We start from the raw sequence: 13102 nt of genomic DNA, 5'->3' as shown, positions 1-13102 counted from the left end.
CCGATCACCACGGCGGTGATCGACTGGATGTTGCCAAGCTGGCCCGTCGAGGCGGTGGGCGAGACCGAGCCGAAGCGGCCGATCATCACCCAGCCAGCGACGGCGCAGAAGAGACCCGCCAGCGCATAGACCTGGATCAGCACCTTCTTCGTAGGCACCCCTGCCAGCTCTGCCGCCACCGGATCGTCTCCCGTGGCATAGACATGGCGGCCCCAGGCGGTGTGGCGCAGGACATAGGCCATGATCGCGACAAGGATGATCATCAGGAAGACGGCGTAGAGTATCTTCACGCCGCCAGGCTGGATCGCGTAGCCCCAGAATTGCAGCGCCGCCGCCCGTTCGGCGATATCGGCAGAGCGGATGGTCTCGTTCGCGGAATAGATGAAGTTCGAGGCCAGCAGGATCTGCCAGGTCCCGAGCGTGACGATGAAGGGCGGCAGTCGCAGCCGGGCGATCAGGAAGCCGTTCAAGGCGCCCATCGCGGTGCCGAGGATCAGGCCGATGACAATCGACAGCTCCGCCGGGATGCCGTAGCGGAAGGTCATCTGCCCCATCAGGACCGAGGAGAAGACGGCGATGGCACCGACCGACAGGTCGATGCCGGCGGTCAGGACGACGATGGTCTGCGCGCAGCCCAGGATACCGACGATGGCGATCTGCTGCAGGATCGTCGACAGCGTGGCCGCCTTGAAGAAGTTGCTGGCCAGGAGCCCGAAGACCACCAGCGCCACCACCAGCACGATCATCGGCACCGCCGAGGGTGTCTGGTGCAGCCAGTGCTGGAGCTTCCTCAGTGCGGTTTCCGGTTCGTGGAACTCGGCGACCGTTTCGGCGGCGCCGGCGAGGCCCGCCTCATAGCTGCCCGAGACCGACTTTGCGTCGTTCGACATGGCTTCCCCCTCCCAGGGGTCCGTTGGCCGGACCCGGTTGTGCCAAGGGCGGCGCGAGGGCCGCCCTTGGCGTAAGTCTGGCCAGAAGGGCCGTGCCGATCAACAACGATCTGGGCTCAGCCCCAGCAAAGCTCGGTGCCCTTGGCGGTGTCGATGGACTCCACCCCATCGACCGGCTTGTCGGTGATCAGCGCCACGCCGGTGTCGAAGAAGTCCTTGCCCTCGGTCGGCGTCGGCTTGGTGCCGTCAGCGGCGAACTTGGCAATCGCCTCGATGCCGAGCGAGGCCATGAGCAGCGGATATTGCTGCGAGGTCGCGCCGATCACGCCGTCCTTCACATCCGCCACGCCAGGGCAACCACCATCGACCGAGACGATCAGCACGCCTTCCTTGCCCGCGGCCTTCAGCGCCTCGAAGGCCCCGGCGGCAGAGGGTTCGTTGATGGTATAGACCACGTTGATGTCCGGATCCTTGGCCAGGAGCGCCTCCATCGCCTTCAGCCCGCCCTCCTCGTTTCCGGCGGTGACTTCGTTGCCGACGATGCGCGGGTCGCTTTCGTCACCCCATTTGGCGATGTCGGCAGTGTCGATGCCCATCCCGGTCAGGAAGCCCTGGTCGCGCAGCACGTCGACCGAGGGCTGGCTGATCGCCAGGTCCAGAAGCGCGATCTTCGCATTCGCGGCTTCGGCGCCCAGCGTGGCATTCGCCCATTGGCCGATCAGAAGGCCCGCCTGGAAGTTGTCGGTTGCGAAGGTGGCATCCGCCGCGTCGATCGGATCAAGCGGCGTGTCCAGCGCAATGACCAGCACGCCCGCATCGCGCGCGGCCTTGACCGAATCGACGATGGCCTTGGTGTCCGAGGCGGTGATCAGGATGCCCTTGGCCCCGTCGGCGACGCAGGCCTCGATGGCGGCGACCTGGCTTTCATGGTCGCCGTCGATCTTCCCGGCATAGGATTTCAGCGTCACGCCCAGTTCGGCCGCCTTGGCCTCGGCGCCTTCCTTCATCTTGACGAAGAAGGGGTTGGTGTCGGTCTTGGTGATCAGGCAGGCCGAGACGGCGTCCTGCGCCGAGGCGATGCCTGCCGACAGCGCCAGCGCGCCCGCGCCCAGAAGGGCTTTGGTGATGACTTTCATAGGTCTTCCTCCCAAGTGGGGCGGTTCTGCCCCCGGTTCAATCTGCGCGCAGGCCCCCCGGACGCTGCGCCGGGAAACAGGAAAGCTGATTCAGGCCGCTGCGTCAAGATAAATAAATCACTCTGATTTATTATTGACAGGTGCGGCGTCCGGCCCCAGTGTCTGGTCTGATGACGCGGGCTTTCTCCCGCAGGTCAGAGGTTCCGCCGCACCCGTGAGGAGGGGGAGGCCCGTCATGCTCATCGGTATCCCGCCCCTTCTGGGGCCAGATTTCCTTGGCGTCCTGCGCGCCATGGGTCACGGCGACGAGATCGCCATCGTCGACGGCAACTACCCGGCCCTGGACCACGCCCGGCGGCTGGTGCGGGCGGACGGCCATGGCATACTGGCGGTGGTTCAAGCTGTGCTGACGGTGATGCCGCTGGACCTGGCGGTGCCCGCCGCGCTGTTCCGGGCCAGCCTGATGAACGACCCGGCCCAGAAAGGCGAGATCCACGGCCAGATCGACGCGCTTTGCGCCCGGATGGCGCCGGGTCGGCAGGTCGTTGCCCTTTCCGGCGACGAGCTTTATCCCCGCATCCGCGCTGCGCATGCCATCGTGGCGACCGGCGAGATGGCGCTTTATGCCAATGTGATCCTCCGCAAGGGGGTGATCGGCCCGTCGGGCTGAGAAGGGACCCGGATCGATGCAGGATGCTTCGCCCGACCGCAGCCCGCCCGAGGCCGCCGTCCTGCGCGGCACCAACCAGTCGGGCATGCGCGACCACAACGAGCGGCTGGTGCTGTCGCTGGTCCGCCGCCATGGGGCTCTGGCGAAATCCGACATCGCGCGGATGACGGGGCTCTCGGCGCAGACGGTCAGCGTGATCATGCGCGGGCTGGAGCAGGACGGGCTTCTGGAACGCGGCGAGCCGGTGCGGGGGCGGGTGGGACAGCCCTCGGTCCCGATGTCGCTGGCGGCCGAGGGGGCCTTCTTCTTCGGTCTGAAGGTGGGCCGCCGCTCGGCCGACCTGGTGCTGACCGACTTCCGCGGCCGGATGCGCGCTGCGCGCCGCCGGGTCTACCGCTACCCGACCCCTGATGCGGTGGTGAGCTTCGTGTCGGAGGCAGCGCCGGCGCTGGCCGGGGAACTTCCGCCGATGCAGCGCGGGCGGATCATGGGAATGGGGGTCGCGATGCCGTTCCAGCTGTGGAACTGGGTCGCGGTCCTGGGTATCCCCCAGCAGGAGATGGACGCCTGGCGGGTCCGCGACATCGGGACGGAACTGGGGGCGGCGCTGGGCCTGCCGGTCTATGTCCAGAACGACGCGACCTCGGCCTGCGGGGCGGAACTGATCTTCGGCACGGGGGAGCGGCCGAAGGACTTCCTGTATTTCTACTTCGGCACCTTCATCGGCGGGGGCCTTGTCATGAACGGCCAGCTGTTCCTTGGCCGGACCGGGAACGCGGCGGCGGTGGGGTCGATCCAGGTGCCCGCGCCTGGAGGCGGGACGCGGCGGCTGATCGACCTGGCCTCGATGTCGGTGCTGGCCGAGGCGATGGAGGCGGCGGGGGAGCCGTCGGACCATCTCTGGAGCCAGCATGACCGCTGGGAGGTGTCCCAGACCGTGTTGTCGGCCTGGCTCGACCAGGCGGCGGGGGCGCTGGCGCAGGCGACGCTGGCGGCGGCGGCCCTGCTCGAGGTGCAGGCGGTGTTGATCGACGGATGGATGCCGCTTCGGGTGCGCGCCGAGATGGTGCGGCGGACGGAGGCGGCTTTGCTGGGCCTCGACCTGGCCGGGATCGACCCGCCGGTGATCCGGGAGGGGACCGTCGGGGCGGATGCAAGGGCGCTGGGGGCCGCGGCGATCCCGCTGTCGCAGAGGTATCTGATCGACCAGAACGCCGCGGTCCGCGAAGGGTAGTGTCCACGGTGGGCGGGTTTTCGCGACGATTGAAATCAAGGGGTTGGTCGCGGGCATTCACGTTTCATCAACGAATGGCGCAGCCCGTCGACCTCTGACGCCCCCACGGAAGCGGGAAGGAAGATGCTTTCGGTGGACGCTTGCCTTCTTTGAGGGCGGGAGGGTCGTGCCTTCGGCAGGCGGCCGAGGGGCGACTGTCCTTGATCCGCAAGGCCGCTGGCAGCGAATCGCGCCCGGGAGTAGAGTTCCGCGCACCGATCCGAGGCGAGGAGATTGCCATGCAACTCGATGCCCAACAGGTAACAGTGATGCTTCCGGTGCGGGATCTGGCCCGCGCGCGTGACTTCTACGAGCGGGCCCTTGCCCTGCCGACGGGCGAAGAGAAGCCGGATGGCAAGGTCGTCTACCACTGCGGCGGGACCGAGATCGCGCTGTTCCCGAAGCCCGAAGGGACCAAGGCCGAACACACCGCGTTGAGTTTCCGGGTGGACGATATCCGGTCGTCGATTGCCGAACTGGAAGGCCGGGGCGTTGTCTTTGCCGATTACGACCTGCCGGGGTTCAAGACGGTCGAGCATGTCTGCGTTCTGGGTTCGGAGAAGGCCGCCTGGTTCAATGATCCGGAGGGCAACATCCTGTGCCTGCACGAGGACATTCCAGAGCGGGCAACCTGAACGCAGCGGGATGCGACAGCGTCCTCATGCGCGCGCCCACCGGGAGAATCTGTCTGGCGGTCGATGACGCGACACCCGTGAGATGCTCGGGATGGCATCAGCGTGGTGGTAGCGCACCGCGCGCCGGAGGCGAACTGGCCCGTGGGTTCTTCCACCCCCTTTACAGCGCCTCCGCCGTCCCCCACCCTCTCTCTGATCCAAGATGGGGCGCGCATGACACGGACGGTCCTTCTCTTCGGCGACAGCAACACCCATGGCACCATGCCGATGCCGGACCTGGACTTCGACGGTCGTTTCGACCGGGGCGAACGCTGGGCCGGGCGGCTGGCGCGGCTTCTGCCGGATTGGGAGGTGATCGCCGAAGGTCATCCGGGCCGGACCACCGTGCATGACGACCCTGTCGAGGGGGCGCACCGGAACGGTTTGACCGTGCTTCCGGCGCTTCTGGAAAGCCATCGGCCGTTGGACCTGGTGCTGATCATGCTGGGCACCAACGACCTGAAGCAGCGCTTTTCGGTCAACGCCTGCGACATCGCGCTGTCGCTGGAGCGGCTGGTGCGGGTGATCCGGGCCTCGGAGGCCGGTCCGGACGGTGGGGCGCCGGAGGTGCTGCTGGTGGCCCCGCCGCCGATCCTGGAGGTGGGTTGCCTTGCGGGCATGTTCGCGGGCGGGGCGGCGAAATCGCGGGGGCTGGCGGCGGAGACCCGGTCGGCGGCAAGGCGGCTGGACGTGCCGTTCCTTGACGCGGGCGAGGTGGTCGCCGTCTCGCCCGTCGACGGCATCCACTATGACTCCGAGGCGAATCCGGCGCTGGCCGAGGCGTTCGCGGCTGCGATCAGGGCGCATTTCCCTGATTGATGTCGCGTTTCCGCTGGAACCCCGGGCCGGGCGCGCGCAGGATCGGGGCAGGAGGACCCAGCCATGACCCAGCATGATCCCGCCCTGTCCGCCATCGCCGAGCTGCGCGCCAATGTCTCGGTGCCCTTCGAGCGCGCCCATGCCATGCCGAAATCGGTCTATACCTCGCCCGCCTTCGCCAAGGCCGAGGAGGAGCACATCTTCGCGCAGGAGTGGCTGTGCGCGGGCCGGGCCGACGCGCTGGCCAAACCGGGCGACTACCTGACGATGAACATCGCGGGCGAGCCGGTGATCATCCTGCGCGACCGGGAAGGGCAGTTGCGCGGCATGTCCAACGTCTGCCGCCATCGGATGAGCACGCTTCTGGAAGGCCGGGGCAATGTGCGGTCGATCGTCTGCCCTTACCACGCCTGGACCTACAACCTCGACGGCTCGCTGAGGGGCGCGCCCGCGATGGCGCGGAACGAGGACTTTTGCCGCGATGACGTCAAGCTGCCGCCGGTCCGGGTCGAGGATTGGCAGGGCTGGATCATGGTGACGCGGAATGCCGACGCGCCGCCGGTGGCCGAGCGTCTGGCGGGGGTGGACCGGCTGGTCGGGCACCTGCCGATGGCCGACTATCGCGAGGTGTTCCGGGAAGAGGTCCGCTGGGACACCAACTGGAAGGTGCTGGCCGAGAATTTCATGGAAAGCTACCACCTGCCGGTCTGCCATGCCGGGACCATCGGCGGGGCGTCAGACCTGAACAAGATGGAATGTCCGGTCGGCGAGGAGGCGTTCAACTACCACTGGATCGTGAAGAACGACCTGGTGCCGCTGGCCCTGGCCCATCCGTCGAACACCACGCTCACGGGCGATGACCGGCGGATCACCTGGCTGCTGGCGATCTACCCCTCGCTTCTGATCACACTGACGCCGGGGTATTTCTGGTATCTCAGCCTGACGCCGGACGGGCCGGGCTCGGTGCGGGTGCTGTTCGGCGGGGGCATGAGCGCGGAATGGATGGCCGACCCCGAGGCCGAGGCGCATCTGGCCGGTGTGAAGGCGCTCTTGGACGACGTGCAGGTCGAGGACAAGGGCTGTGTCGAAAAGGTCTGGAAGGGACTTTGCGCGGGCCTGTCGGCACCTGGCGCGCTGAGCCATCTGGAGCGGCCGAACTACGACTTTGCCCGCTATATCGCGAGCCGGATGCCGGACTGACCTGCCCCAGGGGTCCCGGGTCCCGGTGCTGCGCGCCGCGCGGGTTGTCGCAGCGGGTGGTGGGGACTTGACCAAAGCCCGATGTGCGGCGCTCATGGTTTCATGACTGTGAATGACGGCCTTTCGCCTGCCCTGCTGGTCGCCCACGGGCAACCCTCGAACCCGTTTCCCGCGGCGCGGGCGCTGGAGGATCTGGCGATGCAGGTGGCGGCGTTCCTGCCGCGCTGGAACGTGAGGGCGGCGACGCTGGCCGAACCGCTGGCCATTGCCAGGGGGGTGTCGGGTCGGGATTTCGGTCTGGTCTATCCGATGTTCATGGCCCGGGGCTGGTTCACCAAGGTGCAGATCCCGAACCGGCTGTTCGAGTCCGGCGCGTCGCGCTGGAAGGTGCTGGAACCCTTCGGCTGCGATCCCAAGGTGCAGGACCTTTGTGTGGCGCTGGTGCGGGAATCCGGGGCGGACGAGGTGATCGTTGCGGCGCACGGGTCGTCGAAATCCGCCGAGCCCTCGGAGGTCGCCCGGCATGTCGCGGCGCGGATCAGGGCGGAGACCGGGATCGCGCGGGTCGAGGTCGGCTTCATCGACCAGGCGCCGCAGCTGTCGACGCTGACCGGGTTTGGGCCGGGCGCGGTCTGCCTGCCGTTTTTCGCGGCGGCGGGCGGGCATGTCGAGGATGACCTGCCGCGGGCGCTGGCCGAGGCGGGGTTCCGGGGACGCATCCTGCCGCCGGTCGGGGCGGACAGGCGCGTGCCGGGGCTGATCGCCGATGCGATCCTGCGGGGTGTGCCGGTCTGCGCGGGCAGTTGCCGCTGGGCCGGGAGCCAAAATCCTTAAGGAAGGATTTTGACAAATTTCTTACTCAAGAAATTTGGTCCCCAGCTCTCAGACCGTGTGCAGGTAGAGATCGAAGTCAACCTCGCTGACGGTGCGCATCACCCGGGCGTATTCGGCGGCCATGATCGCGGTGAAGGTGCGGTGCATGTCCTCCCCCAGCGCGTCCTTCAGGAAGGCCGAGCGCTTCGCCGCCTCGATGGCGGATTTCCAGTCCGCCGGAATCTCCGACCCGTTTTCGTCCTCATAGCCGTTGCCGGTGGTCTCCGGGCCGGGGTCGATCTGGTCCTTCATCCCCATTCGGACCCCCGCCAGCACGGTCGCGGCCACCAGATAGGGGTTCGCGTCCACCCCCGCCGGGCGGTGTTCGATCCGCCGGGCCTTGATGTCGCCCGCCGGGATGCGCAGCGCGACCGAGCGGTTGTTGACGCCCCAGGTCGGGCTGACCGGCGCGTAGGACTGGCTGGCGAAGCGGCGCCAGGAGTTTGCGTGGGGCGCGAAAACCAGCATCGACTCGCCCATCGTCTGCTTGAGACCGCCGAGGGCGTGGAGGATGGTGGGGTTCCACTTGCCCTCGTCCTTCTCGATGAAGACGTTCTTGCCTGCATCGTCCAGCAGAGAGACGTGGAAATGCATGCCGGAGCCCGCGTAGTTCTCGTTCGGCTTGGCCATGAAGCAGGCGACGACACCATGCGCGCGGGCTTGCGCCCGGACGATGCGCTTCAGGCGCATCAGGTCATCGGCGGCCTGCATCACGTCGGTGCGGTAGTGCAGGGTCAACTCATACTGGCCGGGGGCATATTCACTGATCAGGGTTTCCGCCTTGATCCCGGCCTTTTCGGCGCCGGCGTAGATGTCGGAGAAGAGCGGCAGCATCCCGTGCAGATGATCCACCGAATAGACCTCGGTCTTGCGGGAGGCGCGGCGGTCCAGCACGTCGCGGGCGGGCTGCATCTTGCCGTCGGGGCCGCGTTCGGGGTCGAGGAGGAAGAATTCCAGCTCGAAAGCCCCGGCGGGATGCAGGCCATCCTTGGCCAGGAGGTCCACCTGCCGTTGCAGCGCGTGGCGGGGGTCCGAGGTCATCGGCGTGCCGTCGAGCATATACATCGACATGAACACCTCGCCACGCGGCGGCTGGGTGTTGTGCAACGGTTTCAGCGTGCCGGGGATCGGCCAGGCGCGCAGGTCGCCGTCGCCCTGATCCCAGATCAGGCCGGTTTCGTGCACATCCTCGCCGCAGATGTCGAGGCCGAGGATGGAAATCGGCAGGTGGCGGCCGTTGTTGTAAAAAGACAAAAGCTCATGGCGTCGGATGATCTTTCCCCGGCCGATTCCGTTGGCATCGTGCAGGATAATGTCAAATGCCTCGATCTCGGGATGGGCGGCGAGGAAGGCTTCCGCCTCGGCGGGGGTCGAGCCGGAGGGGCTGGTCTGGGTCATTTTCAGGCTGCCTGGAAAAGATCGGAAAGGATGGCGTCGAAGCTGGCGATCAGGCGGTCGACCTGTGCCTTCTTCGTTGCCGGGCTGATGAGCATCATGTTGTGGAAGGGCGCGATGAGCGTGCCCCGGTTGATGAGGCCGGTGTGGATCGCGGCCTCGACTTCTGGGTGGTGGGCAAAACCGGCCTCGGTGCCGTTCTTCAGCGGGCCGGGGGCGCAGATGAATTCCACCCGCGCGCCGACGCGCACGACATGCCAAGGGGCACGGTGTTCGTCGATGATGCGGGCGAGGCCGTGGGACAGGCGTTCGGCCAGTTTCTCCATATGGGCGTAGTTTTCCGGGGTCATCACTTCAGCAAGGCTCGCCACGAGGCAGGCGAACTGCATCGGGTTGGCGGAGAGGGTGGTGCCCATGCCTGTGCGGCCCGGTTCGCGCATCGCGTCGGCCTGATGGTAGCGCTTCGCGGTGTCCTCGCTCAGGCCCCAGACGGCGGTGGGCATGCCGCCCGCGACGCATTTGCCGACGACGAAGATGTCGGGCCGCAGCGAATGCACCCGGGCATAGCCGCCAAGGCCGGAGGAAATGGTGTGCGTCTCGTCCATGATGAGGAGCGCGCCATATTTCAGCGACAGCTGGCGGAGCCCGTCATGGAACCCGGCCTCGGGCAGGACCATGCAGGAGTTGGTCATCACCGGCTCGGTCAGGATCGCGGCGACGTCACCCTTGGCCAGCGCGGCCTCGACACTTGCCAGGTCGTTGAATTCGCAGCAGACAGCAGTCCGCGTCAGGTCGCTGACCTGGCCCAGAAGGCCGGGGGAGGCGACGGTCTTGCCGTTTTCCAGGCTGACGAAGGTATCGTCCACCGTGCCGTGGTAGCAGCCGTTGAAGACCAGCACCTTGGGGCGCCCCGTGATTGCGCGGGCGACGCGCAACGCAAAGCGGTTGGCATCGGTCGCGGTGGTGGCGATCTGCCAGCGGAAAGGACCGAAACGGTCGGCGAGCAGGCGACCGGCCGTGAGCGCGGCCTCGGTCGGCAGCATGTAGGTCAGGCCGCGGCGTGCCTGCTGACGGATCGCCTTGGCGACCGGGCCAGGCGAATGGCCGAACATCGAGCCGGTGTCGCCGAGGCAGAAATCGTCAAGCTTCTGGCCGTCGATGTCCCAGATCCGCGCGCCATGGGCCTTGGCCACCAGCAGCAGGTGTGGCATCGGCCAGTCGGCCATCCAGTGCATCGGCACGCCGCCCAGAAAGCTGCCCGCGCCTTCCGCCAGCGCCGTCGCGGCCTTTGGGCGGGTTTTGACATAGATGTCCGCCTCGCGCGCGGCGAAGGCGGCAAGGTGGTCACGGCGGATACCGGCGATGAGATCAGTGGACATGGCAGGCCCCGGAAAGCGTCGCTGCGGTTATGCGCCATAATTTGATCAAAAGGCAAGCGGCGGCTCGTCGTGCGTCTGCGACTTCTCCTCGCGGCCGTCAAGCGAGGAGACGCAGTCGAACGGCGAGTGGCCCGCGTCAGACCCAGTCGCCCTCGAAATCCCGCGGCACCAGCAGGTTGTGGCGACCGAGGTTCTTCACGTCGCGCTCGCCGCAGAGCGCCATGGTGATGTCCATCTCCTTGCGGATCACCTCCAGCGCCGCCGTGACCCCCGCCTCTCCCATCGCGCCGAGACCATGGACATAGGCGCGGCCGATCATCGTGCCCTTCGCCCCCAGGGCCAGCGCCTTCACCACGTCCTGACCCGAGCGGATGCCGCTGTCGAGCCACACTTCGGTCCTGTCTCCGATGGCGCGGACGATCGAGGGCAGCATGCGGATCGAACTGAGCGCTCCGTCCAGCTGCCGCCCACCATGGTTCGAGACGATCACCGCATCGGCCCCGGCATCGGCGGCCATCTTGGCGTCTTCGGGGTCGAGGACGCCCTTGAGGATGAACTTGCCGCCCCACTGGTCGCGGATGCGGGCGACCTTCGACCAGTCGAGCTTCGGGTCGAACTGCTCATTGGCCCAGGCGGTGAGGTCGGAGAGCTTCTTCACCCCCTTCACATGGCCGACGATGTTGCGGAACTGGCGCCGCGGGGTCCGCAGCATCCCCAGCGACCAGCGCGGCTTGGTCATCATGTTCAGGATGTTCGGGATCGTCAGCTTCGGCGGGCTGGTCAACCCGTTCTTCAGGTCCTTGTGCCTTTGCCCCAGGATTTGCAGGTCCAGCGTCAGCACCAGCGCCGAGCATTTCGCGGCGCGGGCGCGTTCGATGATGGCGTCGACGAAATCCTCGTCGGTCATCACATAAAGCTGGAACCAGAACGGCTCGGGGCTTGCGGCGGCCACATCCTCGATCGAGCAGATCGACATGGTGGAGAGGGTGAAGGGCACCCCGGCCTTGGCGGCAGCGCGGGCGGCGAGGATTTCGCCGTCGGGGTGCTGCATCCCGGTCGAACCGACGGGCGACAGCGCCACCGGCATCGAGACCTTCTGCCCGGCCATCGTGCTTTCCAGCACCCGGCCAGACAGATCGCGCGCGACGCGCTGGCGCAGGCGCAGTTTCGCGAAGTCCGAGCTGTTCTCGCGGAAGGTCTGCTCGGTGTAGCTGCCGGATTCGCAATAATCCCAGAACATCTTCGGCGTGCGCTGCTGGTGCAGGCGCTTCAGGTCCTCGATGCAGGTAATGACGGGCATTCGCAGCTCCTTCGTCAAACTGGTAAGAACGCCTTACCAATGAACGGTCGCGCGCACAATCGGTTCTGCGGGGCGGTCACCTCGGTCGGCCGGACATCTGCGCGCCCGCGTCCTCGGGAAGCCTGCGGAACACGAGGAGCGACAGCGCCGAAACGGCAGCCACGATCAGGAATGCGGCGGGGAAGTCGGCGGCGGTCAGCATGTCGCCGCCGCGCCAGGCCATGCTGGCGGCAACGGCAGTCGCACCCAGCGTGACGCCAAGCCCCAGCGACACCTGCTGCGCCGCGCTGGAGAGCGAGGTCGCGCGGCTCATCTGCTCCTGGTTCAGGTCGGCGAAGGCGATGGAGTTGAGGCTGGTGAACTGGATCGAACGCAGGCAGCCGCCGATGAACAGCACCGCGTAGATCACTGCATGGGGGGTCGAGGCGCGGAAAAGCCCGATCACCGCCAGCGAGATGATGGCCAGCACTCCGTTGACCAGCAGCACCTGGCGAAAGCCGAAGCGACGCAGGATCCGGACGTTCACCGGCTTCATGAACAGCGCCCCAAGGGCCGAGACGAAGGTCAGCGCGCCGGATTCGATGGCCGAGAGGCCGAAGCCCAGTTGCAGCATCAGGGGCAGGAGGAAGGGGATGGCGCCGATCCCGGTGCGAAACAGCGTGCCGCCCAGGACGGAGCCGCGAAAGGTCGCGATGCGCAGGAGCGAGAAGTCGAGGATCGGCTCCGACACCCGGTTGCAGTGCCAGACCAGCGCCACCGACATCAGCGCGCCAATGGCCAGAAGGCCCAGCATTCCGGCCGAGGGGCCGGTCATCTCGGTCAACTCCATCGACCCCAGCATCAGCGCGGACAGCGCGATCCCGGAGAGCACGAAGCCCGTCCCGTCGAAGCGGCCGACCGCGCGCGGCGCCTCGCGCGGCAGAAGCAGAAGCGCCAGCGTCAGGCAGATGAGGCCGATGGGCAGGTTGATGAGGAATATCCAGTGCCAGGGGTAGTGGGTGACGATCACCCCGCCGACAAGCGGCCCAAGGACGGGTCCCAGAAGGGCGGGCATGGTCAGCCAGGTCATCGCCGAGACGAAGCCTTCCTTCGGCGTGTTGCGGGCGACGATCAGCCGCCCCACCGGCACCATCATCGCCCCGCCCATGCCTTGCAGGAAGCGCGCGACGACGAAGCCGGGCAGGGTGGACACCGTCGTGCAGGCCACCGATCCGGCCATGAAGACCAGCACGGCGGCCGCGAAGACCCGTCGCGCGCCGAAGCGGTCGGCGATCCATCCGGACGGGGGAATGAAGATCGCAAGGCTGACCAGATAGGAGGTCAGCGCCAGCTTCAGCGCCAGCGGATCGACCCGCAGGTCCGACGCGATGGTCGGCAGGGCGGTCGAAAGGATGGTGCTGTCGATGTTCTCCATGAACAGGGCCGAGGCAACGACCAGCGCGATCGTGCGTGCGGCGACGGTTCCGGCAGGTGCGGATTCGGCGGTCATGGCA

The 13102-nt window shown here is 67.1% G+C and carries 12 protein-coding genes; 6 read left to right on the top strand and 6 right to left on the bottom strand.

The window, feature by feature from the left end; translation table 11 throughout:
• Positions 1–890, bottom strand: an 890-nt coding sequence (locus JNJ68_RS01505) for an ABC transporter permease (protein WP_294978085.1), incomplete at its 3' end; no start/stop codon positions are given.
• A 116-nt stretch (positions 891–1006) separates the two neighbouring features.
• Positions 1007–2026: a sugar ABC transporter substrate-binding protein gene (locus JNJ68_RS01500; RefSeq protein WP_294978083.1), complete on the bottom strand. Its 1020-nt coding sequence runs from the start codon at positions 2024–2026 to the stop codon at positions 1007–1009.
• Positions 2027–2261: 235 nt separating this feature from the next.
• Here JNJ68_RS01500 and JNJ68_RS01495 point away from each other — a divergent pair, with 235 nt between their 5' ends.
• The 6 genes from JNJ68_RS01495 (at position 2262) to JNJ68_RS01470 (ending at position 7496) form a co-directional block, all read left to right on the top strand.
• The gene (locus JNJ68_RS01495; protein ID WP_294978081.1) at positions 2262–2696 is read left to right on the top strand and encodes an RbsD/FucU domain-containing protein; all 435 of its coding nucleotides are present in this window, start codon (positions 2262–2264) and stop codon (positions 2694–2696) included.
• Positions 2697–2712: 16 nt separating this feature from the next.
• Positions 2713–3930: an ROK family transcriptional regulator gene (locus tag JNJ68_RS01490; protein WP_294978080.1), complete on the top strand. Its 1218-nt coding sequence runs from the start codon at positions 2713–2715 to the stop codon at positions 3928–3930.
• A gap of 278 nt (positions 3931–4208) precedes the next feature.
• Positions 4209–4604, top strand: coding sequence for a VOC family protein (locus JNJ68_RS01485; RefSeq protein ID WP_294978078.1), 396 nt, complete (start codon positions 4209–4211; stop codon positions 4602–4604).
• A gap of 213 nt (positions 4605–4817) precedes the next feature.
• Positions 4818–5462, top strand: coding sequence for an SGNH/GDSL hydrolase family protein (locus JNJ68_RS01480; protein WP_294978076.1), 645 nt, complete (start codon positions 4818–4820; stop codon positions 5460–5462).
• 63 nt (positions 5463–5525) lie between these two features.
• Complete coding sequence (locus JNJ68_RS01475; RefSeq protein WP_294978075.1) at positions 5526–6662, top strand: SRPBCC family protein; 1137 nt, start codon at positions 5526–5528, stop codon at positions 6660–6662.
• 102 nt (positions 6663–6764) lie between these two features.
• Positions 6765–7496, top strand: coding sequence for a CbiX/SirB N-terminal domain-containing protein (locus JNJ68_RS01470; protein WP_294978073.1), 732 nt, complete (start codon positions 6765–6767; stop codon positions 7494–7496).
• Positions 7497–7544: 48 nt separating this feature from the next.
• Here the strand turns inward: JNJ68_RS01470 and JNJ68_RS01465 are convergent, their stop codons facing one another.
• The 4 genes from JNJ68_RS01465 to JNJ68_RS01450 form a co-directional block, all read right to left on the bottom strand.
• On the bottom strand, positions 7545–8933 hold the full coding sequence (locus JNJ68_RS01465) for a glutamine synthetase family protein (protein ID WP_294978071.1): 1389 nt from the start codon (positions 8931–8933) through the stop codon (positions 7545–7547).
• 2 nt (positions 8934–8935) lie between these two features.
• Positions 8936–10309 carry an aspartate aminotransferase family protein gene (locus JNJ68_RS01460; protein WP_294978069.1) on the bottom strand — a complete coding sequence of 458 codons (1374 nt, stop codon included), beginning with the start codon at positions 10307–10309 and terminating at the stop codon, positions 8936–8938.
• 136 nt (positions 10310–10445) lie between these two features.
• Complete coding sequence (locus tag JNJ68_RS01455; RefSeq protein ID WP_294978067.1) at positions 10446–11609, bottom strand: alpha-hydroxy acid oxidase; 1164 nt, start codon at positions 11607–11609, stop codon at positions 10446–10448.
• 76 nt (positions 11610–11685) lie between these two features.
• On the bottom strand, positions 11686–13098 hold the full coding sequence (locus JNJ68_RS01450; RefSeq protein ID WP_294978065.1) for a DHA2 family efflux MFS transporter permease subunit: 1413 nt from the start codon (positions 13096–13098) through the stop codon (positions 11686–11688).
• Between the last annotated feature and the right edge of the window lie 4 nt (positions 13099–13102).

The sequence above is a fragment of the Tabrizicola sp. genome, from assembly GCF_016793705.1.
In the GTDB taxonomy this organism is placed as follows: domain Bacteria; phylum Pseudomonadota; class Alphaproteobacteria; order Rhodobacterales; family Rhodobacteraceae; genus Tabrizicola.
The sequence above is the reverse complement of the archived record's forward strand: the minus strand, read 5'-3'. Positions and strand labels throughout refer to the sequence as shown.

Coding starts and splice junctions, on each gene's coding strand:
- JNJ68_RS01500 (WP_294978083.1), bottom strand. CDS start 2,026: ATGAAAGTCATCACCAAAGCCCTTCTGGGCGCGGGCGCGCTGGCGCTG.
- JNJ68_RS01495 (WP_294978081.1), top strand. CDS start 2,262: ATGCTCATCGGTATCCCGCCCCTTCTGGGGCCAGATTTCCTTGGCGTC.
- JNJ68_RS01490 (WP_294978080.1), top strand. CDS start 2,713: ATGCAGGATGCTTCGCCCGACCGCAGCCCGCCCGAGGCCGCCGTCCTG.
- JNJ68_RS01485 (WP_294978078.1), top strand. CDS start 4,209: ATGCAACTCGATGCCCAACAGGTAACAGTGATGCTTCCGGTGCGGGAT.
- JNJ68_RS01480 (WP_294978076.1), top strand. CDS start 4,818: ATGACACGGACGGTCCTTCTCTTCGGCGACAGCAACACCCATGGCACC.
- JNJ68_RS01475 (WP_294978075.1), top strand. CDS start 5,526: ATGACCCAGCATGATCCCGCCCTGTCCGCCATCGCCGAGCTGCGCGCC.
- JNJ68_RS01470 (WP_294978073.1), top strand. CDS start 6,765: ATGACTGTGAATGACGGCCTTTCGCCTGCCCTGCTGGTCGCCCACGGG.
- JNJ68_RS01465 (WP_294978071.1), bottom strand. CDS start 8,933: ATGACCCAGACCAGCCCCTCCGGCTCGACCCCCGCCGAGGCGGAAGCC.
- JNJ68_RS01460 (WP_294978069.1), bottom strand. CDS start 10,309: ATGTCCACTGATCTCATCGCCGGTATCCGCCGTGACCACCTTGCCGCC.
- JNJ68_RS01455 (WP_294978067.1), bottom strand. CDS start 11,609: ATGCCCGTCATTACCTGCATCGAGGACCTGAAGCGCCTGCACCAGCAG.
- JNJ68_RS01450 (WP_294978065.1), bottom strand. CDS start 13,098: ATGACCGCCGAATCCGCACCTGCCGGAACCGTCGCCGCACGCACGATC.